The organism is Paenibacillus sp. D9, from assembly GCF_001188365.1.
Taxonomy (GTDB): domain Bacteria; phylum Bacillota; class Bacilli; order Paenibacillales; family Paenibacillaceae; genus Paenibacillus_O; species Paenibacillus_O humicus.
Genome location: NZ_JZEJ01000001.1, coordinates 3855956 through 3881897, shown reverse-complemented (window position 1 = coordinate 3881897; position 25942 = coordinate 3855956). Strand labels below are relative to the sequence as shown.

General features: G+C 53.5%; 25 protein-coding genes and 3 tRNA genes. 17 read left to right on the top strand and 11 right to left on the bottom strand.

Translation table 11 applies throughout. The annotated features are described in order from the left end of the window. The first annotated feature begins 52 nt into the window (after nucleotides 1–52). The 3 genes from VE23_RS17455 to VE23_RS17445 all read left to right on the top strand — a co-directional run bounded on the left by VE23_RS17455 (nucleotide 53) and on the right by VE23_RS17445 (nucleotide 2352). Complete coding sequence (locus VE23_RS17455) at nucleotides 53–586, top strand: sigma-70 family RNA polymerase sigma factor (protein ID WP_049868674.1); 534 nt, start codon at nucleotides 53–55, stop codon at nucleotides 584–586. Further along, nucleotides 573–1709, top strand: a complete 1137-nt coding sequence (locus VE23_RS17450; protein WP_049868673.1) for a DUF4179 domain-containing protein — start codon at nucleotides 573–575, stop codon at nucleotides 1707–1709. Before VE23_RS17455 ends, VE23_RS17450 begins: the two co-directional genes overlap by 14 nt. Before the next feature lie 91 nt (nucleotides 1710–1800). Next, nucleotides 1801–2352, top strand: coding sequence for a VanZ family protein (locus tag VE23_RS17445; RefSeq protein ID WP_049868672.1), 552 nt, complete (start codon nucleotides 1801–1803; stop codon nucleotides 2350–2352). Between the two features lie 176 nt (nucleotides 2353–2528). On the opposite strand, the gene VE23_RS27445 is transcribed toward VE23_RS17445, so the two are convergent. After that, nucleotides 2529–3593, bottom strand: a complete 1065-nt coding sequence (locus tag VE23_RS27445; protein ID WP_049868671.1) for a sulfurtransferase — start codon at nucleotides 3591–3593, stop codon at nucleotides 2529–2531. 381 nt (nucleotides 3594–3974) lie between these two features. Further along, nucleotides 3975–5507 (bottom strand): MFS transporter, encoded by a 1533-nt coding sequence (locus VE23_RS27110; RefSeq protein WP_049868670.1) that lies wholly within the window; start codon nucleotides 5505–5507, stop codon nucleotides 3975–3977. Between the two features lie 132 nt (nucleotides 5508–5639). Here VE23_RS27110 and VE23_RS17430 point away from each other — a divergent pair, with 132 nt between their 5' ends. Continuing rightward, entirely contained in the window at nucleotides 5640–6140 is a 501-nt protein-coding gene (locus VE23_RS17430) for a GNAT family N-acetyltransferase (protein WP_048748761.1), read from the top strand. A gap of 175 nt (nucleotides 6141–6315) precedes the next feature. Here VE23_RS17430 and VE23_RS17425 read toward each other — a convergent pair whose 3' ends face one another. Together VE23_RS17425 and VE23_RS17420 are read right to left on the bottom strand one after the other, a co-directional pair. Then, nucleotides 6316–7545, bottom strand: coding sequence for an EAL domain-containing protein (locus VE23_RS17425; RefSeq protein ID WP_049868669.1), 1230 nt, complete (start codon nucleotides 7543–7545; stop codon nucleotides 6316–6318). Nucleotides 7546–7799: 254 nt separating this feature from the next. Further along, nucleotides 7800–8093 (bottom strand): hypothetical protein, encoded by a 294-nt coding sequence (locus VE23_RS17420; RefSeq protein ID WP_048748768.1) that lies wholly within the window; start codon nucleotides 8091–8093, stop codon nucleotides 7800–7802. Between the two features lie 209 nt (nucleotides 8094–8302). Here VE23_RS17420 and motA point away from each other — a divergent pair, with 209 nt between their 5' ends. Both motA and motB read left to right on the top strand, forming a co-directional pair. Continuing rightward, nucleotides 8303–9106, top strand: coding sequence for a flagellar motor stator protein MotA (motA, locus tag VE23_RS17415; protein ID WP_048745204.1), 804 nt, complete (start codon nucleotides 8303–8305; stop codon nucleotides 9104–9106). Continuing rightward, nucleotides 9090–9929 carry a flagellar motor protein MotB gene (gene motB / locus VE23_RS17410; protein ID WP_049868668.1) on the top strand — a complete coding sequence of 280 codons (840 nt, stop codon included), beginning with the start codon at nucleotides 9090–9092 and terminating at the stop codon, nucleotides 9927–9929. The genes motA and motB overlap by 17 nt, the downstream gene beginning before the upstream one ends. Before the next feature lie 158 nt (nucleotides 9930–10087). Here the strand turns inward: motB and rluF are convergent, their stop codons facing one another. Continuing rightward, nucleotides 10088–10810, bottom strand: a complete 723-nt coding sequence (rluF, locus tag VE23_RS17405) for a 23S rRNA pseudouridine(2604) synthase RluF (RefSeq protein WP_049868667.1) — start codon at nucleotides 10808–10810, stop codon at nucleotides 10088–10090. Nucleotides 10811–10897: 87 nt separating this feature from the next. Next, the gene (locus VE23_RS17400; protein ID WP_049868666.1) at nucleotides 10898–13099 is read right to left on the bottom strand and encodes an ATP-binding protein; all 2202 of its coding nucleotides are present in this window, start codon (nucleotides 13097–13099) and stop codon (nucleotides 10898–10900) included. 476 nt (nucleotides 13100–13575) lie between these two features. Here VE23_RS17400 and tadA point away from each other — a divergent pair, with 476 nt between their 5' ends. Beyond that, complete coding sequence (tadA, locus tag VE23_RS17395; RefSeq protein ID WP_127508001.1) at nucleotides 13576–14052, top strand: tRNA adenosine(34) deaminase TadA; 477 nt, start codon at nucleotides 13576–13578, stop codon at nucleotides 14050–14052. 58 nt (nucleotides 14053–14110) lie between these two features. Here the strand turns inward: tadA and VE23_RS17390 are convergent, their stop codons facing one another. The 3 genes from VE23_RS17390 to VE23_RS17380 all read right to left on the bottom strand — a co-directional run bounded on the left by VE23_RS17390 (nucleotide 14111) and on the right by VE23_RS17380 (nucleotide 16002). Next, the gene (locus VE23_RS17390; RefSeq protein WP_021881284.1) at nucleotides 14111–14323 is read right to left on the bottom strand and encodes an aspartyl-phosphate phosphatase Spo0E family protein; all 213 of its coding nucleotides are present in this window, start codon (nucleotides 14321–14323) and stop codon (nucleotides 14111–14113) included. A 162-nt stretch (nucleotides 14324–14485) separates the two neighbouring features. After that, the gene (locus VE23_RS17385) at nucleotides 14486–15589 is read right to left on the bottom strand and encodes a DUF1648 domain-containing protein (RefSeq protein ID WP_049868665.1); all 1104 of its coding nucleotides are present in this window, start codon (nucleotides 15587–15589) and stop codon (nucleotides 14486–14488) included. Then, on the bottom strand, nucleotides 15586–16002 hold the full coding sequence (locus tag VE23_RS17380) for a GntR family transcriptional regulator (RefSeq protein ID WP_021881282.1): 417 nt from the start codon (nucleotides 16000–16002) through the stop codon (nucleotides 15586–15588). Before VE23_RS17380 ends, VE23_RS17385 begins: the two co-directional genes overlap by 4 nt. 217 nt (nucleotides 16003–16219) lie before the next feature. Here VE23_RS17380 and VE23_RS17375 point away from each other — a divergent pair, with 217 nt between their 5' ends. From VE23_RS17375 to VE23_RS17355, 5 genes are all read left to right on the top strand, one after another. After that, complete coding sequence (locus tag VE23_RS17375; protein ID WP_048745202.1) at nucleotides 16220–16417, top strand: hypothetical protein; 198 nt, start codon at nucleotides 16220–16222, stop codon at nucleotides 16415–16417. 50 nt (nucleotides 16418–16467) lie between these two features. Beyond that, a tRNA-Arg gene (locus VE23_RS17370) sits at nucleotides 16468–16544 on the top strand. A 175-nt stretch (nucleotides 16545–16719) separates the two neighbouring features. Beyond that, on the top strand, nucleotides 16720–17823 hold the full coding sequence (locus tag VE23_RS17365; RefSeq protein WP_049868664.1) for a tyrosine-type recombinase/integrase: 1104 nt from the start codon (nucleotides 16720–16722) through the stop codon (nucleotides 17821–17823). A gap of 419 nt (nucleotides 17824–18242) precedes the next feature. Continuing rightward, nucleotides 18243–18827, top strand: coding sequence for a hypothetical protein (locus VE23_RS17360; protein ID WP_049868663.1), 585 nt, complete (start codon nucleotides 18243–18245; stop codon nucleotides 18825–18827). 102 nt (nucleotides 18828–18929) lie between these two features. Further along, nucleotides 18930–19487, top strand: a complete 558-nt coding sequence (locus VE23_RS17355) for a hypothetical protein (protein WP_049868662.1) — start codon at nucleotides 18930–18932, stop codon at nucleotides 19485–19487. 167 nt (nucleotides 19488–19654) lie between these two features. On the opposite strand, the gene VE23_RS17350 is transcribed toward VE23_RS17355, so the two are convergent. Beyond that, nucleotides 19655–21391 carry a hypothetical protein gene (locus tag VE23_RS17350; RefSeq protein ID WP_049868661.1) on the bottom strand — a complete coding sequence of 579 codons (1737 nt, stop codon included), beginning with the start codon at nucleotides 21389–21391 and terminating at the stop codon, nucleotides 19655–19657. A gap of 205 nt (nucleotides 21392–21596) precedes the next feature. Beyond that, entirely contained in the window at nucleotides 21597–22127 is a 531-nt protein-coding gene (locus VE23_RS26600) for a hypothetical protein (protein WP_157053985.1), read from the bottom strand. A gap of 740 nt (nucleotides 22128–22867) precedes the next feature. Here VE23_RS26600 and VE23_RS17340 point away from each other — a divergent pair. The 5 genes from VE23_RS17340 (at nucleotide 22868) to VE23_RS17320 (ending at nucleotide 25942) form a co-directional block, all read left to right on the top strand. Beyond that, nucleotides 22868–22944: transfer RNA gene (locus VE23_RS17340), tRNA-Arg, on the top strand. A 130-nt stretch (nucleotides 22945–23074) separates the two neighbouring features. Continuing rightward, nucleotides 23075–23452, top strand: a complete 378-nt coding sequence (locus VE23_RS17335; protein WP_021881280.1) for a PH domain-containing protein — start codon at nucleotides 23075–23077, stop codon at nucleotides 23450–23452. Between the two features lie 87 nt (nucleotides 23453–23539). Continuing rightward, a tRNA-Pro gene (locus VE23_RS17330) sits at nucleotides 23540–23616 on the top strand. 133 nt (nucleotides 23617–23749) lie between these two features. Then, the gene (locus VE23_RS17325) at nucleotides 23750–24826 is read left to right on the top strand and encodes an SPFH domain-containing protein (RefSeq protein ID WP_049868659.1); all 1077 of its coding nucleotides are present in this window, start codon (nucleotides 23750–23752) and stop codon (nucleotides 24824–24826) included. Between the two features lie 6 nt (nucleotides 24827–24832). After that, a complete protein-coding gene (locus VE23_RS17320; protein ID WP_049868658.1) occupies nucleotides 24833–25942 on the top strand; it encodes a hypothetical protein in 1110 nt (369 codons plus the stop codon).

The following is a 25942-nucleotide window of genomic DNA, read 5'->3' as shown; positions in this document are numbered from 1 at the left end:
CTATACCGACGGAAGCAGTCTAACTTGTATAAAAGAAAAAGGGGTGTGGAATGTGGAGTTGAATCAACTTGCGGTTCAAGCGACAGCGGGCGATCGCAATGCTTTTATCGGCCTTGTCAAGCACTTGGAGAACTCTTTATACCATATGGCCAAATCCATCGTGGGTAAAGACGAAGATGTCGCAGATGCCCTACAGGAAACCATCCTGAAGGCTTATAAATCGATCCATTCCCTTCGTGAGCCCAAATTCTTTAAGACCTGGATCTTCCGAATTCTGATCAATGAATGCAATACAATTCTGTCAAGCCGCTCCCGCACCGTAGTTTGCTCAGAGCTTCTGGCGTCTTCTTCACACTCCGACGACTACGATAAAGTTGATTTGAGAGAAGCCGTAGACCGACTGGATGAGAAGCAGCGTATCGTTGTCATTCTTCATTATTTTGAAGACTTGCCGCTGCGGCAGGTGGCCAGTGTCCTCGACATCTCGGAGAGTGCCGTCAAGATGCGCCTTTCCAGAGCACGCGATACACTTTTGAAAAATTTTAAAATCTTTCGTGAAGGGAAGATGAACTATGGATCGGTTTAAACTACAAATGGAATTGAAAAAACTGAAAGAGGTGAACAACACAGATAGGGTGATGTCACCGCTTGTCCGCACACGTCTGGATGAGACTTACGCTTCGCTCACGGAGCTGCCTGCCCAGCGTACTAACAGGCCTAAACGTTCGTGGCTGCGCGCATCAACCTATGCCGCTGCAGCAGCTGTCTTCCTCGGAGCAGCAGTCTTCACTTCCGGCTTCGTGTCTCCGGTCATGGCGAGCTCGATCAAGAATATTCCTTTAATAGGAAGTATCTTCAGCTCTATTGAAGGCGACACCGGACTCCGCAATGCCGGTGACCTTGGGCTTGCCTCAACCGTGAACAGCAATGTTTCCTATAAAGACATTAAGCTTGAAGTGAAAGAGACGGTCTTCGACGGAAGCCGGGCCGCTTTTCTGGTCAATGTGACGGCTCCTAATCTGACGAATGGCCGCTATGATAACGGAAAAAAGGCAATGAAACTCAGCGATGCAATTGAGAATGTATATTTCAGCGTTGACGGAAAATCGCAAGGCGATTCGGGGTCGTACCTGAAGGGCACATCCTACATGGGCGCCGGGGAAGAACATCCGAACATGCTAATCTTTGAAGAAGTTCTCGATACATCCAGCACCAGCTCCATTCCCGACTCATTCACTGCCGATGTAACGGTCATCTTGGACGGAATAGACCATACATTCAAACTAAATGTTCCCTTCCATAAAACCACGGAAGATATAGTAAATGTACATCCGAATACTGTTGTCCATAATGATGAGCTTACTTTCTCCGTCATCGACCTGCAGTTAACCCCATTGACGACTCGTGTGAATTATTCCATTGCATTGAACAACATGACTGCATTGGAAATGAAAAATGAACTCCGATTACGTCATATCGGTGTAGCCGTATTCAACGACCAAGGCAGCCGACTGGCCACCCTTGGCGGCGATGGCGAGTATGAAGCGAACAGCCTGAACTTTGACGGCCGATATGCTTCAACACCCGGGGAGACCAACTATTTGATTCTGAAGCCTTTTGTAATCAAGGATGATTTTTCAGAGAGCGTACATGAGGATCAATATATAAAGGATTTGGAAACAAGAATTGAGCTGCCTTCTTCCAAATAAATAAGAAGACAGACTACCAGGTTATTTTTCGTAGTCTGTCTTTGTTTCTACTATTAATTATCTATACCTAGTAAAGGGAGATTCCAAGCATATGTCTATCCAATTCACCATTGAATCCTGGTATGTCCTGCTGCCGATGTTTCTTGTATTTCTGTTCGTTCTGTTGGCGCTGGCTATAGTTAAGAAACGGAAGTTTACACCTCTGCAATACACCTTACTGTTCACGTTCAGCATCTATCTGATCGCTGTTATCCATTTGGTATTCTTTCCGATTGATGTAAATATCGGATTATATGCGAACCAGACGCCTTGGTACAAAACGATTAATTATATCCCTATTTTAACAGTCGATTTGAAGACCTTTATACTAAATATCATCATGCTGATTCCACTGGGTATCTATCTGCCTTTGTTGAACCCTAAATACGGCAGCCTAACAAAAGTGGCGAAACTTGCTCTACTCCTCAGCCTCTCGTTTGAAATTCTGCAGTTGATCATCCGGATTACTCTTGGCAGCGGCAGAAGCACGGATATCAACGACATTCTAGCCAATACTCTTGGGGGTATGCTTGGTTTCCTCATCATCAACAACCTGATCAAGACGAGTGCTGTTCAACGTCTGGCGGCCAGGTTCAGTCTGTAGGGGTCTCCACTTCAGTCTATCCCCTCTCCCCACACTGAATTCACCCTATTGTGATTCGGTTCCCCGCGCTATCTGTACCGGTCTTTATTTCCGTTGACCTCGCGTTGACGCAGGCATAAAAAAACATCATCGGGACCAACGGGCCACTCGACGATGTATGTGAGACTTAAATACGGCTATGCCTTCTCTGGATCTTCCTCGTCGCCTACGGCAATCGGATTTTTACTGTAAGAAATCCAGTCGCTCCAGCTGCCCGCATACAGCTTCACATTTGTGAAGCCGGCCGCCTCCAGTGCGAGAATGTTCGGCGTGGCCGTTACGCCGGAGCCGCAGTAGACGATCAGCTCGCGATCCTTCGGAATGCCGGCGAAAGCCTCGTCCAGAGCGGCGCCGGACTTCCAGCGGCCCTGCTCGTCCTGAACGCCCTTCCAGAACCGGTTGACGGCGCCGGGAATATGCCCGGCCTTGGCGTCAAGCGGCTCCTCAATGCCCGCATACCGGATCGGGTCGCGGGAGTCGATCAGCAGCGGGGCGGCGGCTTCGCCCGCCCCTTCCGCTGCCTCGTTCGGCTCCTCGATCGAACCGAACGCCGCTTCGAGGCCGTCTACGACGGAGGCCTCGACGCCGAGGCGGTCAACCGGGGCCAGATTCCCCGGTTGGACCGCCTCCACGGATGCGTGCCCGCCGGCCGCATCCGTCCCGGCATGGCCGCCGCTGCCGCCGGCGGCCCAAGACCCTGGCGCCGCCGCAGACGAGGCGGCGCGCACTTCCTCCAGGCCCGCGAGCCGATGCGGCTGCGGCCTGGCGGCAAAGCCGCCCGGGACGACGATGCGCGTCTCGGCCGTCACGGGAAAGCCTGCGGCTTGCCAGGCGCCGAAGCCTTCGTCCATGACGTAGACCGCGTCATGACCGAGCCAGCGCAGCAGCCACCACAGGCGCGAGGCCATCGCCCCTCCCTGGTCGTCGTACGCGACGACGCGGGAGTCCGGGCCGATGCCCGCGCGGCGGAACACCGCCTGCAGCGCTTCCGGCTCCGGCAGCGGGTGGCGCCCGCCATGCGTTCCGACCGGAGCGGACAAATCCTGCTCCAGGTCCAGGTACACGGCGCCGGGAATATGGGCTTCCTCATAGGCAGAGCGCCCCGACAGCGGCTTGCCTAGAGCGAACCGGCAGTCCGCGATGACGAGATCAGGTTCATACATTCGGGCCAGCAGCCATTTCGGCGATACGACGGTTCCCATGGACGAAATCCTCCTCATAAGCGAATAGGCTTGGCTCCGATCCAAGCCTGCGCCGTGATCGGTTCCAGCGATTCTAGAAGCGTGTTGAAAAATAGGTGGCCTGCGGTCGGTATGGGTCTCCAATCGCTGTTGCCGTTCTGATTTCATTGAATAAGGGATTAGCAGTTGAAATCAGACGACAAAGGCGAACGCTGACGCTTTTTCGACTCCATTCCGACCCTCCGGTCACTTTTTCACCACGCTTCCAGAGCTTGTTCTGCAAGTACCCAGGCTGTTCATCCGAGCAGAATGCCAATGTTAGCCTCTTCTAATCAACTGCTCGGCGCTCTATCCAGCCCCCGATGCAGTTTCCCCATCTATTGCGCTTCCAACCCGGCCGGCTCACTCCGCAGCAGCCGGACCTTTCCCGCTCTTCCGCTCGCCGCCCCGCATCGCCAGAAGCGCGAGCAGCAGCAAGAGCAGAATGGCGGCCATCGCCGCCGTCATCTGCAGCAGGACATGCCAGTCATAGGCGTCGAGAATCCAGCCTGCCAGCTTGGGGAACAGCGCTCCGCCAAGGCCGCCGCAGGCGACCATGAGGCTCGTCGTGCGATCCGTCATGCCCGGCAGCTTCTCGTTGACGTAGATGAGCGCGACCGCGAAAATCCCCGCCATGAACAATCCGGCGAGCGCGACCAGCACCAGCATCCAGGACAAGCCCGACTCCGATACGCCCGACATCAGAACGAGAGATACGAGCGATGCTCCAACGGATACAAGCAGATAAGTCCGGTAGCCCGCAGCCTTGGTCGCCGCTCCGATGAAGAGACGTCCAGCCACCATCGTTCCCCAGAACAGACTGAGAACGGCCGATGCTTCCGCTTCCTTGAGTCCAGCCTGCGCGGTCATGACCGAGGGCAGATAGTTCGCGAACACCATCTCCATGCCGACATAGAGGAAAAAGAACAGCATGCCTGCCGTCAACAGCGGCATCGAGCCTCTTGCATAGCGGGGACGGAAAGGCCGGTCGGTTGCCCGCCCTTCCGCAGGCTCCGGCGAGGAGCCGCCGACGCTGCCGGCCGGATGGGCGAGACCTTGCCTCGCTGCAGCCGTTCCATGGGATGGATGCCCGTTCTCCCCTCTTGCATCGGCCCTAACAGCCGAAGCTCTGCCGGATCCGGCAGCAGGCGCTGCGGAAGAAGCCAGCCCTTCTCCGGCAAGTCCTCCGTCTTCGCCTGCAGCTCCGGCGGTCACAGCGCCCGTTCCCCCGGCGTCTTCGCCATCCGTCCTCTGCTTGACCATGACCGGACCATCCATGCCCGGCGCAGGCGCTTCGCCAGGCGAGCCTTCAAGGAGTGCGGGCCGGCGCGGAACATAGGCCACCGCCTCTTCCGCCTCCCCGAACGACAGCGTCATCCAGAGCAGGAGGCAGATGCCGGCCAGCGCGGTGAGCACCGGGAAGCTCATGGGCCAGATTCCGCCCTGGATGAGCAAGGAAGCCACTCCGGGCATCACGAGCGCTCCGATGCCGAAGCAGACCTCGAGCCAGCCCATCGCGGAAGCTTTCCCCTTGACGAATACGTCCATGATCAGGGCGCCTACGACGGCCTCCGTCATGCCGAAGCCGAACCCGGCCACCGGCGCGACCAGCAGAATGATATCCCAAGGCGGCAAAGTGCTGTATACCGCTTCGGCAATTGTCAGCGCTCCCATAGCAAGCACCAGCGTGCTCCTGCGGCCGATCCGCGAGGAGAGAGCCGGCGCCGCCAGAACGCCGATCAGAAACCCGATGAATTGGTTGGTGATCCATTGCCCTGCCGAGCTGTAGTCAAGCGCATACTCCTTCATGACCGGCTCCAGCAGCGCCCCGGCGACGACATGGGCAAGCCCTATGACGAAATAGGACAGGCAACCTAGCAAAATCAGTTTTCGCATCGCAGCTCCCTCAGGTGCAAGTTTTACATGATGAGTTCCTGTTGTCTCCCCATCATATCATGAGAGCAATCGGGAATGGTATAATGGCCATGCCGGGCAACCGTTATCACGGCCGAAGGAGTGAACCCCTCTATGACGAATAAACCCGACGGCGGGCTGGGCTGGCAGGTGGTGCCCATGACGGAGCGGCATGCCGAGGAAGTATGCGGCTGGCGCTTCGAGCCCCCCTATGACGTCTACAATAACGATCCTTGGGAAGTGCTCAGGAAGCTGGAGATCGAGATCGGCGATCCCAAGCTCAGGCAGGAGCAGTATGCAGCCGTGGTCGACCCGGAGGACGGCGAGCTGATGGGCTACGCGCAGTTTTTTCCCATCCAGGGCGTCACCCGCCTCGGTCTGGCGATGCGGCCCGATCTGTGCGGAGACGGGCTCGGCCCGGCCTTCGTCTCGCTGCTTGTCCAGGAAGCCAAGCGTCGCAAGCCTGGAGACGAGATCGACCTCGAAGTGCTCATATGGAACCACCGCGCGAAGCGGGCCTACGAGAAAGCCGGGTTCCGCCTGACCGACACCTACGAGCGCGGGACGCCGGAAGGACCGAAAATGTTCCACTGCATGGTGTACAAGGGCCGCTGACCGTCTGCGGCCCGGATTGAAATCGGTTCTATTTCTTCCTGCGGCACTTCACTATCCTCTATTCATCCTGCCACCCGGATCGATACCAGCTCTATTCATTCCAGCGCCTGGATGGACATCAGCCTCTATTCCTTCCAGCAGCTCAAACTCGCTGGAGCCGCCATATGTACTCCCGTCAGCCAAGCTCATCCTCCCGGACATCCACTAGCAGGAACATGTCCGGTCCCGCCGGCACGGACACGGTACGCACCCGGCCGCCCCGGTCCAGATCCGTGTACGGCCTGGAGATAGCGAAGCGCCGTCCGGACAGCAGCTCCACGCTGCTGTAGACGAAATAGGGACGCCAGCTCCAATCCGAGCCCCGGTAATGTTCTTCCCGAATCCATCCGCCCTCCGTCCGCTGGTAGTTGGCGGAGAGCTGAATGCCGTCGGACCGGCACAGGTAGGCGCGCATGCAGCCAGCATCTAGCTTGCGGAGCAGCGGCGCCAGGAAAGCCTCTTCGCCGCCCTCCCCTCCGCTGTCCCGGAGCAGCCGCTCCGCCTCGCGGGCGAGCTCCTCGGCCTGCCTCCAGCGTCCGCTTTCCTCTCCCGCCTGCTTCCGCTTGGTGTCCAGCAGCTCCGAGTCCAGCAGACGCTTATACCGGTCCCGGCTGCCGAAGGCAGCCTCCGCTCCCGAGAACAGATAGCCCTGCACGTAGCGCGCCCCGGCCGATATCGCCCGCTGCAGATCCTGCCGGGTCTCGACCCCTTCCATGAGCAGGGAGGCGCCGATGCCGTCGGCGATGGCCGAGAGCGATCGCAGCACCCCGTGGAAGCCTTCGTGATGGGCGCTCCGGGATACCATATTCATATCCACCTTGAGCATATCCGGCTGGATATGCGCGATCCGGTCCAGGTTGCTGAACTGGCTCCCGACGTCGTCGACGGCGATGCTGCAGCCCGCCCGGCGGAATTCACGCACCGCTCCGACCAGGCATTCGATTTCTCCGTCGAAATCCTCCTCCGTCACCTCGATGCAGATCAGGCTTGGATCAACCTTGCACTGCTCCAGCAGCTTCAACATCGGAAGGACAGAGCTGTCCACGCTCCCGGAGGACCCGCCGGACAGCCACCCCGGCTGAAGATTGATGAACAGCTTCTCGGTCCGTCCCAGCCGGCCATGCTCCCGCACGGCCTGCTCCCGGATGAAGGCGTCGAGCTCCCTCTTGGCTTTCTCGGAAACGCCGGGATGGCTGAAATAAGCCCCCAGGCTGCGCGCTCCGGAGGCTCCGCAATCTCTTCCAAGGACTTCGTATCCGGTTACGATCCGGGTATCCAGGGCCAGGATCGGCTGATAGTAGGCTCTCGGGTTCTGCGGGCGGGACGGCTGGTCCGCCTCCGGCCGCTCGCTTGAATCCATCGTCATCGCTGGGGCCTCTCCTGTACCGGTCAATTATGTAAGATAATCTGACATTAATTGCTATTGTATCGGACTCTCCCTTGCGTGACAAGCTTTGGAAGAGCTCCAGGAGAGCCGGCAGCCCTTTCCCCAGCCATCTTTCGCGCATCGCGATCAGCCGGCATGCGATGCGCATCCGGCTGGTCGTTTTATTGTATCGGCAGTTTTCGCCGGCGCGCTCCTGCCCGCTCTCGGCTGACCCATTCGCGCGGAGCGGCCGCTCAGATCAGCCGCACGATGCGGGCTTCCTTGCCGTCCACCAGCACCTCGATGACATGGAACTTCGGCTTGTAGGCGACGACGCCCTCGCCCACATGCAGGATCGGCTCCTCGCCGAGGCCGTAGAAGACATCGTCCGCCAGCGCCTCCATCACTTCATGCTTCTCCTGGTCGCCAAGCTCGCTCCAATCCTCCTGGCTCATATCGAAAAAGGAGTAACTATCGCGAATCGCGCTCACCGCGACCGTCAGATCTTCCAAAATTTCCTTGTATTCCCTCGCATGCTTTACGCCCATGCCTTCCGCCATCCTTCCTGTAAATACGGATCTATTTTCCTATTGTACACGGATATGTGGGGCCTTAACGCCTGGTGACACAATAAAAGCCAAAATTTCTCTAATCGCAACCAGCCGAGAAGTCGATATATAGGACACAAAGGGCTCGGCTCCGCATCGCCTCGGCGCTTGGAGAGCCTGTCATCAACCATTTTTGGACGGGGTGTATTATGGAAAAATCCACATTCATCGGTATTGTACTGGGTTTTGCCGCCGTATTGGTCGGCATGGTGCTTAAGGGAGCTCCGCTCCACAATCTCGCCAACCCGGCGGCATTTATGATCATCATTGTCGGAACGGCCGCGGCGCTCTTCATCGGCTTCCCGATGTCGGAGATCGCCAAGTTTCCGACTCTCTTGAAGCTCGTCTTCTTCAGTCCCAAGCTGCTCTCCCGCCAAAATCTGATCGGCATGTTCGCCGACTGGGCTTCCGTAACCCGCCGCGAAGGACTTCTCGCTCTGGAGACCAAAGTCGAGGACATCGAGGATCCGTTCCTGAAGAACGGCATGCGCATGATCATCGACGGCAACGACCAGGACTTCGTGCGCGAGGTGCTGCTCGAGGACATCGCGGCGACGGAGGACAGGCACAAGGCCGGCGCCCTCATCTTCACCCAAGCCGGCACCTACGCCCCTACGCTCGGGGTTCTCGGAGCCGTAGTCGGCCTCATCGCGGCCCTCTCGGACATGAGCGACATGGAGAAGCTGGCTCATGCGATCGCCGGCGCGTTCATCGCGACGCTGCTCGGCATCTTCACCGGCTACGTGCTGTGGCATCCGATCGCCAACAAGCTGAAGCGGATTTCCAAGCGCGAGATCCAGCTCAAGCTCATGATGGTCGAAGGCCTCCTCTCCATCCAGTCCGGCGTCTCCACGATCGCCATCAACCAGAAGCTGTCGGTCTACCTGACGCCGAAGGAACGAATCCAAATGCAGGAATCGAAAGAAGGGAAGCTCATTGAGCAAGAAACATAAGCACGACGACCACGAAGAGCATGTGGACGAGTCCTGGCTCATCCCTTATGCCGACCTGCTCACCCTGCTGCTCGCCCTCTTCATCGTTCTCTACGCTTCCAGCTCGGTCGACGCCAAGAAGTTCGAGCAGATGAGCCGCGCCTTCAACATCGCCCTCAGCGGAGGCAACGGCGTCCTCGAGAGCTACAAGTCGATCGACGCCCAGGCGATGGTATCCGACAAGAAGGAAAAGGAGCAGGGACAGTCCTCCTCCCAGTCGTCGCAGTCGACCCAGGACTCCCAGAGCCTGGACAAGGCGATGCAGGAGCTGATGCGCAAGGAGCAGGAGGATCTCGAGAAGCTCAAGCGCCAGGTGGACAAGTACATCAAGGACAACGGCCTCAGCACCCAGCTGGAGACGAAGCTCAACCAGTCCCGCCTGATGATTACGATCAGCGACCGCGCCTTGTTCCCTTCCGGCAGCGCGGCGGTGAAGCCCGAATCCCGCAAGCTCGGCACCTTCATCGGCGGCATGCTGCAGAAGTATCCCAATTACGAGATCATGGTGTCGGGCCATACCGACAACCAGCCGATCAACAATTCCGAATTCAGCTCCAACTGGGATTTGAGCACGATGCGCGCCGTCCGCTTCATGGACGTCCTTCTGCTCAATTCGAACCTCGATCCCAAGCGCTTCAGCGCCGTCGGTTACGGCGAGTACAAGCCTCTGGCCACCAACGACACCGATGTCGGCAGAGCCAAGAACCGGCGGGTCGAGGTGTCCATCATCCGCAACTACGCCGAGCCTTCAGCCAAAAGCGAAGTATCGGAAGTGTTCAAGTAGACAAAAGCCCCGCTTTCGCCGGTCGAACCGGAGAAAGCGGGGCTTTTCTTTTTAGCAGGGCTCGCACGAGCAGCGCTCGGCGGCGGCGCCAGGGGCTCGCAGACATCTCCGGCCCCCCCTCAGCCGGCTCCATCGGCAGCTTGATCCCTGCCGCCGGTTCAGCTCCGGCTTCCTGCGGGCGAAGCCGGCTCGTAGTCCAGATCGGAGAACAGCTGCTGCAGCTCCTCGCGGCTTAGATCGCGCCACTTGCCGACCGGCAGGCTGCCGAGCTGGATGTTCATGATCCGCAGCCGCTGCAGCCGGCGCACCTTGTAGCCGAAAGCGCTGCACATGCGCCGAATCTGCCGGTTCTTGCCCTCGGTGAGAATGATCCGGAATGTCCTCTCTCCGACCTTGGCCACCTTGCAGGGCAGCGTCATGCTGCCGAGGATGCGGACGCCCTCGCTCATTCCCTTCAGGAACATCGGCGTGACCGGCTGGTCGATGGTCACGACGTACTCCTTTTCATGGCGCCCTTCCGCGCGGAGGATCCGATTGACGATATCTCCGTCGTTGGTGAGCAGAATCAGCCCCTCGGAATCCTTGTCCAGGCGTCCGATCGGGAAGATCCGTTCCTTATGGCCGACAAAATCGACGATATTGCCCTCGATGTGGGACTCCGTCGTCGACGTAATGCCTACCGGCTTGTTCAGAGCCAGATAGACGTGGCCCCGGTGGGCGGATACCAGCTCGCCCTTCACCCGGACCTCGTCGCCGTCCTGGACTTGGGATCCCAGGACGGCAAGCGCGCCGTTGATCGTAACCTGTCCGCCTTCTACCAGCTTGTCCGCTTCCCTGCGGGAGCAGAACCCCGTTTCGCTGATCCATTTATTGATACGCAATCGATCCACCTCGGCTCTTGCTGCCTGCCTAAGCGCCGCTTCGGCAGCAGCTTCAATGGTACCATTGTACCACACCCTCAGCCGCTCTCAAGAAGCCGCTCCGTCTCCGCCGCTGCGCCGATCGGGAGACATGGGCAGCGTAATGAGGATGGATGTGCCCTGGCCCAGCTTGCTTTGGATTTCCATGCGGCCTTTGTGGCTCTGGATGATCCGCTGGCTCACCATGATGCCGAGCCCCGTTCCGGTTTCTTTGCCCGTAAAGAAAGGATTCCCGATCTTGGGGATGATATCCTCCGGAATGCCGATCCCTTCATCCGTGATCCGGACCAGGACGGAATGCGGCTCTTCCCTTTGGATGTCGAAGTATACGTTGCCGCCTTGCGGCATGGCTTCGATCGCGTTTTTGATGACATTGATGAATACCTGCTTGAGCTGGTTCTCCTCGCAGGAGATCAGGCAGCTGTCCGTCGTGAAGCGGGTATGGAAAACGGCATTTTTGAGATGGCCCTCGCTGTCCAGCAGCGAGATGACGTCGCCCAGCGTGTACCGGACATCCTTGATCTCGAACTTGGCGGCTTGAGGCTTCGCCAGGATGAGGAATTCGCTTACGATCAGATTGATCCGGTCAAGCTCGGCCAGCATGATGTCGTTATGCTGCAGATTCAGCCTGCCGCTCTGCTGCTGCAGCTGGAGGAAACCGCGCAGCGTCGTCAGCGGATTGCGGATCTCATGGGCGACGCCGGCAGCGAGCTGGCCGACCGTCGTCAGCTTCTCCGACTGCCGCAGCAGCTCTTCCATCTTCGCTCTGGAGGTGACGTCGCGGGCGACCGCCACCAGGCTCCACACCTCCCCCTGCGAGTTGCGGACGGCGGACATCGTCACGCCCACCGTCAGGTAATCCCCGTCCTTGTGGCGCCACTTCTCTTCTCCGGGAGGCAGCGCCTCCCCCTGGAGCATGCGGGCAAGCTCCGGATGCTTGTAGGCATGCTCGACGGGATGGACCACATCCGTAATGCGCAAAGAGGAAATGTCCGCAGGAGAATACCCGAATGTATGGAGGAAGGATTCGTTGACCCTCAGCAGGTTCCCGTCCAAGCCGATGATGACGATGGAATCGGCCGTGTTGTTGAAGATCGATTCCAGCTCTTCCTTCATGAGCGCATTTTCATTGACGGCCGCCTTCAGCTTGTCCGTATACGATTTCAAGCTTCCCGACATATGGTTGATGCGGCTCGCCAGTTCCCCGATCTCATCGCTGCGCTTCACCTCGATATCCCGGTCGAACCTGCCGAACGCGACTTCGTTGACTTTGTGCAGAATCCCCTTGAGAGGCCGCAGGAGCAGTTGGATGATGACCCATGTCCCGATCAGCGTCGCGGCCAGAATGAGCAGCGAGCTGCCGATCTGGTTGCGCCGGTGCATGGAGGAGAGATTCTCGATCTGCGTCCGGTCGACAACGACAGAGATGACGTAATTGCTGTTCTTCGCTTCCTCGAAAGGATACCAGGACCGGAGCACGGACTTGCCCCCGATGACCGCCTGTTCCGACTGTGCCTTGCCGGCTTCCGCCAGCTTCATCAGCTCGATGCCGCGCGAATCGGAAGTGTACTGCTCGCTTCCGTATTTCAAGGCGCTGGCGTCAACCCCCTTTTGCCCGCTCATGCTCCAGATGCCGATCTCAAGCACCTCGGGCTGATAGGTCCTGACTTGCTCGATCAGCGTGTCCGGAGAGTATCCGTGTGAATAGATTGTCAATGCAAGTATGTAAGGATGTTCGGAATCGGCGTAATAGCCCCACGATACGGGCACCTTGTCTCCATCGGAAAAAGTGTCCTTCATGAGATAGCGCTCCCCGCTTGCAGGAGGTCCGCCTGCCCACTCCGCAGGAAGGTCGCTCATTTTGAGCGCCATCTGGCCGATCCGGCTTGCGTCGCTAGAAGCCGTAACCCGGTAGCCTCCGGACACCGGCTTCAGCAGCTCCAGCTTTTCGGCTCCTGTCAGCTTGGCAACCTTCCTCAGGCTGGCCACGTTCTCCGCTCCCCCTACCAGAGATGCCGCGCCCTCGATGGCATGGCGCAGTATCGTCGCCGCTTTCTCGCGCTCCTTCTCTCTTCCTTCCAGAAAGTCTTCCACCAATACCGATGTTTGACGGCCTACCGTCTCCGAGAACATGGCATTCTGCGAATTCAGTTCCCGACGGATAAAGTGCTCGTTGATGAAAACATTCAGGACCAGCATCACGCTGACCAGCAAGGAAATGATAAGGGAAAGCCTGGTTTTGACGGACAATGCCGGACACATCCTTATAAGAGGATCAATATCCAGATGATACCACATATACCCAGACTGCGGCCTCTTCTGTTCAGGGTCAAACGGCATAAAAGGACTTTTGATCCACAGTTCAACGTCCTCTACTTCTCTTTTTCGGATGTATTCACAGCTCTGTCCACAAAAATGATGACTTATCAACATTTTCGGGGAGTTGTACACAGCGTTTCAGTGGATAGTTTGCGGGAAGATTCTAATAATTTATAGTTATCCACAAAATTGTGCACAACATGTTAACAAAAGAATGTTTGTTCGTAGCATAAAACGCTATTATTCGACATTCCCTCTCTGTCGAAAGTCACTGCTTGACGGCAGGAACGGGCGGGCAAGCTTGCTTCGGCCTTTTATGCACAGATTCTGTTGACAAGCGGCTTGCATCCGCCACGGGTATCGGGGACAATAAGTCCATAAACCCGCTTCAGGAAGGAAAGATTGATTTGCTTCGTCAGGAAGAAGATGAACGCTGGATGCGCGAGGCGATCGCCGAGGCCCGAAAAGCGGAAGCGATCGGAGAAGTGCCGATCGGCGCCGTCATCGTGCATGAGGGAAAGATCATCGGACGCGGCCACAACTTGAGGGAATCGATCCCCGACTCCACCGCGCATGCGGAGATGCTGGCCATCCGCGAAGCGAGCCGGAGCCTTGCCGCGTGGAGGCTGCTGGACTGCACGCTGTACGTCACGCTTGAGCCCTGCCCGATGTGCGCCGGAGCTTTGGTCCAATCCAGGGTCAAGCGGGTTGTGTACGGCACTCCCGATCCAAAGGCCGGCTGCGCCGGCACGCTGATGAATCTTCTGGATGAGCCGAGGTTCAACCATGAAGCCGAGCTTACGTCCGGGGTGCTGCAAGAGGAGTGCGCTTCGCTGCTCACCGATTTTTTCAGACGTCTGCGCAAATCCCGTTCCACCCGGTAAGAACAAAGTAAGGGCCTGCAGCTCCGGTTCTCAAGGGAGGCATCATCCGCTCTCTTGCTCACCGGGCCGCAGGCCCTTGTTTCCATATTCGTTCGAGCTTGAACTCGCGCTGCTGCTGCTGCAGCTCGACAATCAAGCGGTCCGCTTCCTCGCTGATGGCCAGAACTTCGGGATCCGTGAGGCTTCCCCGTTCCTCCGCTGCCTGGTATAGCCTTCTGCGCAGCTCCTGCAGCCTCTCCAATCGTTCGTTCCTCATCATATCGTCGCTCAAGCTACGCTCCTCACCTGGATGCTTCTTCCGTCGGGCTGTTCTTTATTATACCCGTATGGGGAGGATTTGTTTGTAATAACTTGTCGACAAAATAACGATAAATGGTGGAAATATTCGACAAATCCGGTTTCAGATCAGGTCTTTAGGCTCATTTGAATAGGACTAAGGATTCAAATATAAGGGAGCCAAGGCAAATCCAAGGATAATGGCGAGGATCACCCACGAAACCGGATGGCCCCAGTTGAGCGTAAATCCGATGCCCGTCCGTTTCTCGACGAAAATAGCGGAGTCCGACCGGTCCCAATAGAAAGCTCCCGCCTTCCATTTCGCATCCTCCCCCGGTCTCGAAGCCTCCATCCTGCCCTTGCCGAGCTTCATCATGCTGACGACGGCAGCCGCCGACATGACAAGCGGCGCAATGCCCGCCGCCCCGATCAGGACTCCATTCATCCGGCTTCCCCCGTACAGCATGAAGGCTTGCAGGAATCCCATGAAGATCACCATGCCCAGGCCCAGCAGGAGCATCAGCAAGGACATTCCCTTGCGATAGCGGCGCTGCTGCTCCTCCGAGCGCTCCGGGTCGGCCGGATCGATCTTCATCCGGGCTGCCCCCGTCGTATAGTTGACGAAGATGAATATGGCCAGCATGAACAGCTGGACGAGATTCATCTCGAACACAGTGCCGTAGGATTTGTCCTGAATCCGGTCCGGAATTCCTCGAGCGTTGTAGTGGGTAATGATGCTGTCCGGTATTTTGTCGTACAGCAGCCAAGCGGCTCCGGCAGAGATAAGGATAACGAGCAGATGGGGAGCAAAGGCATAGAGCGGGTAATGAAGCCGTTCCTTGCGGAGCGACAGGCTGGCGGCGGTCCTTCTCTCCTCCTGCCAGCCTGACTCGCGCTTCAGGCGCTCCGCCTTCTGATGGAAAGCGACGAACAGGCCTCCCGAAATGCCGAACAGCGCCAGCAGAGCGCCGACCGGCAGCGTCGCCAGCCATTGCGTGTCATCGGCAGGCATCGTCCCGCCTGTTTTCCAAAGGATTCCCGCGGCAACCAGGATGCCGAATGCGAGGCCGTACCCGATCACCTGACCCGTATAGGAACGGCGAAGCTTGCGGACGGCATCATCGTCGACGGCCGACTTCGGAATTGAGATTCCGAACAGGATATTCCGCGGAGCAAGAGAAGGCTGGAAAGCCGCCACGGCCAGGACCAGCACATAGACAGCCCCCATCGTCAAGCCGAATCCGTACAAAGACATGTTCATCGCTCCCTTCCCCCTTCATGCGTATCTCTTGCTTGAGGCCGGATGCTCCGATAGGCGCTTCGGCATCTCTCCAGAAACTCTTCCTCCCGCATGCTTCGGCATAACGCCTCCGAGGCAAGCGATTCCAGCTGCCGCTCCATCCGCGTTCGAAAAGCATCCGTGACTGGCAGCGAGCCGGCCGGCTGCACGACCGCTCCCTTTTGCCGGTGGATATGGACAAAGCCCTCCTGCTTCAGCAGCTGGTACGTCTTGTTGACCGTATGCAGGTTGATGCCGAGGTCGCCGGCGAGGCTGCGGACCGAGGGCAGATTCTCCCCGGACTCCAGCCGGCCCGATGCGATGCCTCGGACGATTTCGTCATATAGCTGCGTATAGAGCGGAGTGTCGGACTCGTAGTCGATGGAGACGATCATGGCGGCATCCTCCTCCCTTTATTACCGTATGTTTGTTATACACAAAGCATAACAGATAGAACGATACGAAGCAATAAAGCTTCCGCCATACTCCTTGCCGGCTTCAAGTTCTGAATCTCGTCCCATCCTCATAGAAATAGAGACAGGGAACAGGTCTGGCGGGCTCGCTCGACGGGAAAGCTGATAGGAACGAAAGCGGAAGGATGGATGAATGAGGATGGAAAAGAAACGCAAGGAGCAATTCGCCGCGGACGCCAGGATGGTGTACTGCCTCGACACGCATCGCCTGCTGGCTGCCGATGACCGGCTGTACGTGTTCAACACGGCATTCCGGACCTGGAGAGGGGTCAACTATCCGATTGCGGTCCGCAAGGAGTCGCTGCGCCCGTCCTACCTGATGGCCGTGTCGGATTGACGCCTCCGGTTGCAGGGACGTCGTCAACCATGGTATAGTAAATCCGATGCGCGCCCGTAGCTCAGCAGGATAGAGCGACAGTTTCCTAAACTGCAGGTCGTACGTTCGAATCGTATCGGGCGCGCCATTCCTTCAAAACCTTGTTATTGCAAGGTTTTTTGTTTTTTTACAGGACAAATCGGACTCACAGTTTCCCCTTCAATAACGGGCAGACTGTTGCTCCAAACCTTGCGAGACTGTTGCTCCCCCCGACCAAGTACACAGAACCGCTTCTACCGCAGTCATCTTAGGAGGACATGAAGATGGCAACTGTAAAAAGCACAGAAGGACGAAAAGGAAAACGTATTGTACTTGGACGGAATGAATCGTCTGCAGAGCGTCCGATAACGACTCCGCTTCAAATGAGCATCGCAGAAGCATTTAAGCTATTCGTAAGTGTGAAAGAAGCTGAAAACGTAAAACCTCGAACAAAGACGGAATACCATGTTCAGTTTGGATATTTCCAAGACTGGTTAAACGCGAACTACTCCGATCTTCTATACGTAGAAGATATTAGCCCCACAATCATCCGCTCATACATTAATTACTTGGCATATGAAAAGGTTCGCTATGAAGGCATTGACCACAGAGTCAACAATGCTGTGCGTGGATTGTCTCCGTACTCTGTTAATATCCGCATACGATTCCTAAAAGCATGGTTTAACGTTCTGGTTAAGGAGCAGACGCTTATTAAGAATCCAGTAAGCGGCATTAAACTGATGAAAGTCGAAATGGACACAAAACAATCTTTGAGCGAGGAAGAAGTACGGCTTCTATTGCAACAGCCGAATCAAAAATCATTTGCTCAATTTAGAGATTTCGTGATGATTATGCTATTCGTAGATAGTGGAATGAGGGTGCAAGAGGTCTGTTCTTTGGATATAGAAGATATTGATTTTGTCTCTCGGTGCATCAACTTGCCAGCAGTAAAGAATAAAAATCGTAAGAACCGCATTATTCCTTTATCAAATGAAATGAGCCGACTACTCCAAGAATTGTGCAACGATACTCAGCGACATTTTGATACCAAAGTCGTATTTGTCAGTAACTTCGGTGAACGATTGACCACAGATGGTATTCGCACAAACCTAAGCAAGTATGTAAAAAGGGCTGGAATTACTAGGCCAGTCGCGCCACATTCCTTTCGTAGATTTTACGCCAAACATTCTGCGCTGAATGGAATAGACATATTCTCCTTGCAACGTATTCTCGGACACGCCGATATTACAACAACACGCCGATATATCCAGTTGGACAAAGACGATCTGATTTCCCAACACAATCACTTTAGTCCGCTTGGAAACGTACATCAAACCCAGAGATATAGAAATAATTCCTCATTGAACAATGTGAGGGCAAAACAATGACAACGAGAATGTGTATTTGGAGAGCCATAGAAGATAACTCTGTGACCACCGAATTACTAGACATTGCTAGAAAGCTTGCTCTTGAACATAGTAGCAAAAGACACTGTTCCAGAACGCAGAGAAGCTATACAAACTGAAATTGAGCGCCTGAGAACGGAGAGAGACGCAATTAATGGTCAGTATGGCGGAGGAATGCACCTGCAAATAGGATACTTCCTCAAAAGAAGCGTTTGAGAGACATTAACAAACCATAACCACAAAGAGAGTCCGTGATAGTTCGCGGACTTTTCTCTTTGAAAAGGAAGATTGGTATTATCGTCGAATGTAATTTACAAGGGTCACGACACTACGGCAGTTGTTTCAATTAACGGGTAAAAGTGTTTAATATAATCCGTTATTTAGGTGAAGGAAGTGAATCCATGGTAAGTGAATCCAAAAATAAATATGATTTAATCAGATCGTTCCCCAGTAATTTAGACAAGGACGTACAGCACGTCATAGACGTTATCCCCGATGAGTCTCATCTCAATTATAACCGCCTTAACTACTCCGATTTTATGGAGTTGAGATTGTCGGGGGAAACACTTTATATTCCGTATCGAATTTATTATGACGAGCCTAACGATTCACAGTTATCTTCCTTAACGGTTGACCAACGAACCATTCTATACACCATGTACACACGACATCATGACGGCTTTGTACGAGAAAGAAATGTTAAGAAAGCAATCGAAAAGGCAATAGAGTGCGCATGGATAACGCCTTATTTAATGCTTCTTATTGGTGAATACGTTGAAGAAATTGTACAGGTCATTTATGACAATCGTTCGCTACTAAATGCTGACTTAGTTAAAACGTTTGTAGGTGAAAACCAAAGGTTTTATCGAACTGTTCAAAGTAGAGTCGTAAGCTATTGGGATTGTTATTATCGACGGAAATACCCAATGACAGAGCAATATGTCGGGTTTCAAGTCCTTGATTATATGAATCGCTTGTTAAACTAACAGGAAACAATAGCGTACCAAGGCTGTGGCAGGTCGAATGAAATTGAGATAAGTCTAGGAAACGGGAGGACATAATGATCGATCGAAGGAAAATGAAGGAAAATGAAGCTTATTAATCATGGGGTTGAAGATGATCTAAGCTATGTCACCGACACTGAAATACTCATTAATTTCAGTAATGCTTTAAATAGCTTGTACCCCTATTTAATCCCCATTAATGCATTTGCCTACGATGCGTGGGACGACATTGTAGTCCCACTATTTTATGAAATGGTTTATCAGTCTTTTTCCTATAAATACGGCATAACATTGACACCAAAAGATGTACATGCGTATGAATTTACTCTTTCTTCATATCATGGAAAATGCCATATCGAGTGCTATCCGATCAAGGAATCTTTAGCTGTTTTCACTAATTTTGAGTGGGTGAATGTAAGTAAGGAACATTTTGAGGGAACACTCTTAATTTTCAAATCATTCGGTGACGGTATCAACTTTTTAACTGGCGGCATTAAGAAGGAACAAGCAGCACAAGTCCATTTTAATTATGTAGAAATTGAAATCGTGAGCGAGGAAACAGGTAGCAAAAGAGGTAATGAGTTTGAAACCATATATATACCTGCAAAAGATTTGGATTTTGTATTTATTGCTGATGATTAACCGAACTCAGGGATGCTAACGGAAAACGATAGTGCGGCGTAGGGAGAAGAATGGGAGCCTATTGTTAGGCTCCCTGCTTCATTTCGATAACAAAAAGCACCGAAACGAATCGCTTACTGTACTCCTCCATTTTGAACCAGACTCAATAAAACTCGGATTCAATTGGGTCATGCGCTTGTAGCCTGGTATTCAGTTAGTCTTTGCAGATCATGCTGGAACATGATAACGATAGGGTATCCATTACTCATGAAACCTAGTTTCTCTTTTAGTGACTTGTCGAGTCTCTTTCTACATAGGCAATACTTCTCAATAATTTCTCCCAAGCACCGTTTTAGTTGCTCTGTCTTATATTGTTTTTGTCCTTGGAAGTACATTTTCACATCTTCTAAAACAAGCTGTTCTATTGTAAAGCCATACGTTTCGATCTGGGACAGCATTGCTTTTTCGAGTTTCGATGATACGATCTCATTTAACTCATTGATTTCTTTATTCGCGTCTTGTGGAAAAACTCTGTTTGCTTCTTCAAGCCCGAAGTTTCTATATACTCCTTCATAGCTTATCGATTTAAGTGTCATTCCACTTTCGATGTACTTTTTACACTTTAGATCAATTACGCTCAATAAGTCGTATGAGTAGCTTGGAACGCCATAAACAGAGTTGCGATACCTGTACTTGTTCTGATTCTGCCATTGTGAGAACTTTTTCGATAATTCAGGTTGGACATTATCTTCATCATACTTTAGGAATAGTTCTAACAGTACAAACAGCCCCATCCTTCTATTTGCTGAGTCAGGAGACATGTTCAGTTGTTCTGCAATTGTACGTATCGAATGATAGAACATTATTTCAGGGTTATCTCCTGATGGAAGATACTCTTTGATTAGGTCAAACAAAATGTATATATCATCTCGAAAAGGCTTAATCACTTTGAAAAAATGAGGATAGAGCAATTCTAGTTCAGAGGACATTAACAAACGTTTGTTCGCGTCGAGAGTTCGTTTCATTTGCTTTTGCAGTTCCGTTTCGGCGAGTTCAATGTTATATACCTCCAACAGAAAGTTCTCTGCTTCAACATTACTGCATCTAAGCAAACGCTCCACGATCTGAATGATTGTTCCGCAGAATGGATAGCTTTCACTGTGACACTTGTATAAGAAGTGTTCACTGCCCTGACTGCTCATGAAGATGCTCGCGCTTGGGTTTAATTCATGATGGAAAATGTCGCAGAAGCTACTACTGGTTGTAATGCCTAAGAACTCGCGTAAGTCCTGTCTTTTAAGATAGTCATGTACTTCATTCATGTTGTACAACTCGACCTTTAGTGGTTGCAGTTTGTGGTGCAGAGCGTCAATATTTCGTTCTCGTATGTCATCAACGTTGTTTGCATATTGATGATTGGCTATGACTGATGGTTGTCTCTTTGACAATTCAAGGGAATGAACCGGAGGTGGTTTTCGAGCGGACATATTAGATACTAACTCTATGTCCGACCAAAAACCCTTTTTGGCGAGGACAGAATTAACTGACACTCTGTTACTAATGTCGATTGTAAATGCTTCTCGACCGCCATAAAAAAGCCTTACACCATCTCTACAAGCAGAGTCAGCGTAAGGCAGTTGTGAGAAAAGATATGACCAGATTCGTTCAAAATGTTCATAATTGTATATGGGCTTATCGAGTGCGAACACAATTCTGAATTTATGTTTGCTCGGTGAATGTGAAAAGGATGTATAGATGAATGCGGCATTATCCCTGATAAATGAATTGGATAAAGCTTTATCGAGAGATATACCCTCATCAATGTCTAAGGCAATAATCTGCTGACTGTGCCAGTATCGTTTTTGTCTCTTTTGTACTCCATCAATCGACTTTAACGTTGCAGGAACAAACGTTTTGCCTTTCACGAGTTCTCCTGCTAGTTCATCTAGTGTAATATCTACTTCACAACTTGCAATTCGGTTGCTAATCTTTCCTGCTTCTGTACCTTGTGGCTTGTGGGTGTATGCTTGCTTGTCGAGTAATAACTTAATAAAATCATCTCCTTGTAATGTGAAAAATCCCAATCTAAAAGCGATTGGGATTTTTCTTATAAATGGCTAAAATTGGGGGTTATTTGGTGTCCTTTAATCTCGCCTTTTTCGAGTTTTCACTATAAGACAGCATTTGAATATTGCTTAACGTGTAGTGACCGCGTTCATCAATTCGGTCTAAAGTTGGTCTCATGGACAACTGCTTATCACTATCCAAATAAATCGAACTTTGATCTTTCCATTGACCCCAAAACTGTTCCTTTGTGCAAATGAGATCAATCATCATTGCTACAGCGTCAGTCCAATCACAAACTATGTTCGCATAATTCTTACTATATTTTCTTGTCTTGATCGCACTCTCGCAGGAACGATAAAGTAAGTTTGCAAACTGAATCTCATCTTGTTGGATAATATCCATTGTAATGAGACGTTCCTCAATAATTCGATTGATTCTTTTATGGTTATTTTTGATACCGATCTTAGAACAACAGTCCTTGCATACACGACTTCCTTTGCGGAATCGCCGTACTGAGATCAACTTGCCACCACTTTTACAGCCTTCATTAACGCATACTTTTTCCTTGACTCTACTAGCTTTCGTGTTTCTCATTCAAATCATCCTTTCATATCATATTTTCTGATAAAAAAGAAAAACACTCCGAGTTATTGCCCCGAAGTGTTAGCCCAGTCGATTGATAATTGATCTGATTTTGGTCCTGAGTTTAAGCGATATTGGATAAGACTCACTGTGCATCCATCTGCTTAGATGTTCTCGTGAAACGCCACAAGCGGAAGCAATAAAGGTAAGTGATGCTCCATGTTTCTTTCGATACTCTCGTATTAATCCGCGCAACTTGTTGTCATTCATTTGAACCATCTCCTTTCTGTGAAGGTTGAAGGTAAAACAAAAAACTCTCTGAGGAATCTCAGAGAGCCGTTCATTTTGTATAGTGTTTGCGAATGGGACATTTACTTTCGTTTGGCAGGAGAGACGATAAGCGATGTAATGTTGTACAGAATTGTGAGGTAATTACACTCTTGCTTCGCAGTAAGAGAACGTTTCGTATCGCCCCCAGATTAAGACGGGACTCTGTGTAGGTGTGTTAAACCCGCTACGATCGGAGTGAACGTCAAGTCGGCTGTATACCATCTCCCCACTCCCCATATCAGATAGTAGTGAGACAGGAAGTTATTCACGCTTCTAGCGCCAATGAGTAAAGTAAACGCCCATATAACAGTCCATTATGATATAATAGATTGTGTGTATAAGTATCATGAGACTGTAGGTCGAAACGCAGTCTGTTGTTCTTGGTCGAATTGAATAATTGTTGATATAACAAGGTTTACCGCGCGCCCGTAGCTCAGCAGGATAGAGCGACAGTTTCCTAAACTGCAGGTCGTACGTTCGAATCGTATCGGGCGCGCCATTTCTACTTAAATGATCGGGAACCGTACGCTTGTGCGGTTCTTTTTTATTTCCTTCCCCGTATAAATGGAACTTTTTCCCTCATGGCGCGTTAGAAGGGGAAAGCGGAATGAAGGAAAGGGCGATGATCAATGGGCTTATTCGACGGGCTGATGGGAAATGCATCCGAGCTTGCTCCTGCCGAGGTGCAGAAGGAATTTCAGCATATGCTGGGCCGGAACGAACGCGTGGAGAAAGCCTACAAGCTGATACGAGACATGTTCCTGTTCACCGACCGCAGGCTGATCCTCATCGACAAGCAGGGACTGACCGGCAAGAAGACGGAGTACCATTCGTACCCGTACAAAAGCATTACGCATTTCGCTGTCGAGACCGCCGGCCACTTCGATCTGGACGCCGAGCTGAAGTTCTGGGTATCCGGCAGTCCGACGCCGGTCTCGAAGACGTTCAACAAGTCTCTCAATATTTACGAGCTTCAAGCCGTTTTGACCGAATACGTGTGCAAATGAGCGTGAGCCCTTCGTCCTTTGGATGAAGGGCTTCTTCCATCTTTACAGCTCCTTTGCATCCATGCTATTATTTTTTTGCAAAGTTTTCGAGACGTGGCTCAGCTTGGTAGAGCGCTTGCTTCGGGAGCAAGAGGTCGCAGGTTCAAATCCTGTCGTCTCGACCATCACAAACCCTTACAACCGGTGCCTGAGGCAGCGGTTTTTTTGTTGTTCCCTCCGTTCTTTTTACCAAACGGTGTCGAATCGGCCCATCCAGCGTTTATAATAGGGTAAAACCTTACCGATCGGAGGCGTCGCATGGGACTTTTCGATTTTCTGAAGGGCCAATTCATCGAAGTGATCGAGTGGCTGGATGACACCGGCTCCATGGTCTACCGTTTCCCCGTCTACGACAATGCCATCAAAATGGGAGCCAAGCTCGTCGTGCGCGAGTCTCAGGCGGCCGTCTTCGTCAACGAAGGCCAGATCGCCGATGTTTTCGGTCCCGGCACCTATACGCTGAGCACGCAGAACATGCCGGTTCTGACCGCCCTCAAATCGTGGAAGTACGGCTTCAACTCGCCGTTCAAGGCCGACGTCTACTTCGTCAGCACGCGCAACTTCACGCAGCTCAAGTGGGGGACCTCCAACCCGGTCATCATGAGGGATGCGGAGTTCGGCATGGTGCGGCTGCGCGGCTTCGGCAACTACGCCCTGAAGGTCCATGATCCGGCGGTGTTTCTCCGGGAAATCTTCGGCACCCAAGCGGCCTTCTCGGCGGAAAATGTCGGGAGCTACCTGAAATCCGTCATCGTGTCCGGAATCAGCGACCTGCTGGGCGAATCGCGGATTCCCGTCATCGATCTCGCCGCATCGTATGACGAGCTCGGCAGCGCCGCGGCCGCCAAGCTGCAGCCCCAATTCGCCTCCATGGGGCTTGGACTCACCGCCCTCACGATCGAGAACCTGTCGCTCCCCGAAGAAGTGGAGCGCGCCATCGACCGCAGATCGTCCATGGGAATCGTGGGCAATCTGGACACCTATATGAAGTACCAATCCGCCGAAGCGATCCGGGAGGCGGCCAACAACCCGGACGGAGGCGCCGGCGCCGGCATCGGCCTCGGAGCCGGAATGGCGATGGGCCAGGCGATGGGCCGGATGCTGTCGCAGCAAGGCGAAGAAAGCTCCGGCAGCCCTTCGGCAGCGGGCGGCAGTCACGCTGGAGGCGGCGCAAGCGGCGCCGCAGGGACCAGCTCCTCCGGAGGCGGCTCCGCCGCGAGCGGCGCGGCGACGGATTCAGGCTCCGCTCCCGGAAGCAAGAAGTTCTGTTCCGAATGCGGCCAGCCGCTCGCGCCCGGCGCGAAGTTCTGCTCCAACTGCGGAACCAAGGTGTAGATTCCGATGGCCGAAGAAGTCAAGGTTCCGGAGGTCGTTGCTTTTCCTTGCGCCGGATGCGGAGGTCCCATGCTGTTCGATGTCGGCAGCCAGCAGCTCAAATGCCAATACTGCGGCCGCTTGCAGAAAATCGAAGAAGACCGCACCCCGCCCAGCGAGCATGATCTCGAGGACGGCAAGGACGATGCCGACACGGACTGGGGCATCGCCCAGGTCGCGGTCAAATGCGGCAATTGCGGCGGCGAGAGCCTCATTCCCGCGCAGCAGACGGCGACGGTATGCGCGTTTTGCGGCTCTCCCAAGGTGCTGCCGCAGCCGGAGACGGCGAGCATCCGTCCGGAATCGCTCATTCCCTTCCATGTCGACAGCGATGCTGCGGAGGCTTCCTTCCGGTCCTGGAAGAAGAAGCGCTGGTTTCTGCCCAATGCCTTCAAGCGGGAGCGCACGGCCGCCAGGCTGACGGGAATCTATATCCCCTATTGGACGTATGATACGGACACGGACTCCTCCTACTCCGCCCAGCGGGGCGATTATCATTACCGGACTGTGACCCGCACCCGGACGGTAGACGGCAAAACCGAAACGTATACCGAGCAGGAGCGCTATACGGTCTGGCATTTCGTAAGCGGCAGCTACGACCATTTCTTCGACGATGTCCTCATTCCCGCTTCCGGCCAATACGACGCCAAGCTGCTGGACCGGCTCGGCGACTTCCGTCTGGACGGACTGCTCGGCTACAAGCCGGACTATCTCAGCGGTTATGTCGCCGAGCGGTATTCGATCGGCCGCTCCCGGGGCTGGGAGCTGGCCAAGGCGAGAATCGCCTCCTCGGTGGAAAGCGCTGTCCGCTCCCAGATCGGAGGTGACGAGATCAGCAATCTGAGCATCAGCACCCGGTACGCCAACCAGACCTACAAGCATCTGCTGCTGCCGGTATGGAACGCGACCTATACGTACAAATCCAAGCCGTACCGCTTCATGGTCAACGGGCAGACCGGGCTTGTATCCGGCCACGCTCCGCGCAGCCCTTGGAAAATCGCCTTTTTTACACTGGCTTGCCTGGCCGTCATCGCCGCAGTCGTACTGCTCGTGATGAGCCGCCAAGGACAAGGATAG

Excerpts from the sequence above, each read along its gene's own strand:
- VE23_RS27445 (WP_049868671.1), bottom strand. The coding sequence starts at position 3,593 with ATGGGAACCGTCGTATCGCCGAAATGGCTGCTGGCCCGAATGTATGAA.
- VE23_RS17375 (WP_048745202.1), top strand. The coding sequence starts at position 16,220 with ATGGAAAAGAAACGCAAGGAGCAATTCGCCGCGGACGCCAGGATGGTG.
- VE23_RS17360 (WP_049868663.1), top strand. The coding sequence starts at position 18,243 with ATGGTAAGTGAATCCAAAAATAAATATGATTTAATCAGATCGTTCCCC.
- VE23_RS17430 (WP_048748761.1), top strand. The coding sequence starts at position 5,640 with ATGACGAATAAACCCGACGGCGGGCTGGGCTGGCAGGTGGTGCCCATG.
- VE23_RS17450 (WP_049868673.1), top strand. The coding sequence starts at position 573 with ATGGATCGGTTTAAACTACAAATGGAATTGAAAAAACTGAAAGAGGTG.
- VE23_RS17335 (WP_021881280.1), top strand. The coding sequence starts at position 23,075 with ATGGGCTTATTCGACGGGCTGATGGGAAATGCATCCGAGCTTGCTCCT.
- VE23_RS17445 (WP_049868672.1), top strand. The coding sequence starts at position 1,801 with ATGTCTATCCAATTCACCATTGAATCCTGGTATGTCCTGCTGCCGATG.
- VE23_RS17355 (WP_049868662.1), top strand. The coding sequence starts at position 18,930 with ATGAAGCTTATTAATCATGGGGTTGAAGATGATCTAAGCTATGTCACC.
- VE23_RS17320 (WP_049868658.1), top strand. The coding sequence starts at position 24,833 with ATGGCCGAAGAAGTCAAGGTTCCGGAGGTCGTTGCTTTTCCTTGCGCC.
- VE23_RS17380 (WP_021881282.1), bottom strand. The coding sequence starts at position 16,002 with ATGATCGTCTCCATCGACTACGAGTCCGACACTCCGCTCTATACGCAG.
- VE23_RS17365 (WP_049868664.1), top strand. The coding sequence starts at position 16,720 with ATGGCAACTGTAAAAAGCACAGAAGGACGAAAAGGAAAACGTATTGTA.
- VE23_RS17425 (WP_049868669.1), bottom strand. The coding sequence starts at position 7,545 with ATGACGATGGATTCAAGCGAGCGGCCGGAGGCGGACCAGCCGTCCCGC.
- VE23_RS27110 (WP_049868670.1), bottom strand. The coding sequence starts at position 5,507 with ATGCGAAAACTGATTTTGCTAGGTTGCCTGTCCTATTTCGTCATAGGG.
- VE23_RS17325 (WP_049868659.1), top strand. The coding sequence starts at position 23,750 with ATGGGACTTTTCGATTTTCTGAAGGGCCAATTCATCGAAGTGATCGAG.
- motA (WP_048745204.1), top strand. The coding sequence starts at position 8,303 with ATGGAAAAATCCACATTCATCGGTATTGTACTGGGTTTTGCCGCCGTA.
- VE23_RS17385 (WP_049868665.1), bottom strand. The coding sequence starts at position 15,589 with ATGAACATGTCTTTGTACGGATTCGGCTTGACGATGGGGGCTGTCTAT.
- VE23_RS17420 (WP_048748768.1), bottom strand. The coding sequence starts at position 8,093 with ATGGGCGTAAAGCATGCGAGGGAATACAAGGAAATTTTGGAAGATCTG.
- VE23_RS26600 (WP_157053985.1), bottom strand. The coding sequence starts at position 22,127 with ATGAGAAACACGAAAGCTAGTAGAGTCAAGGAAAAAGTATGCGTTAAT.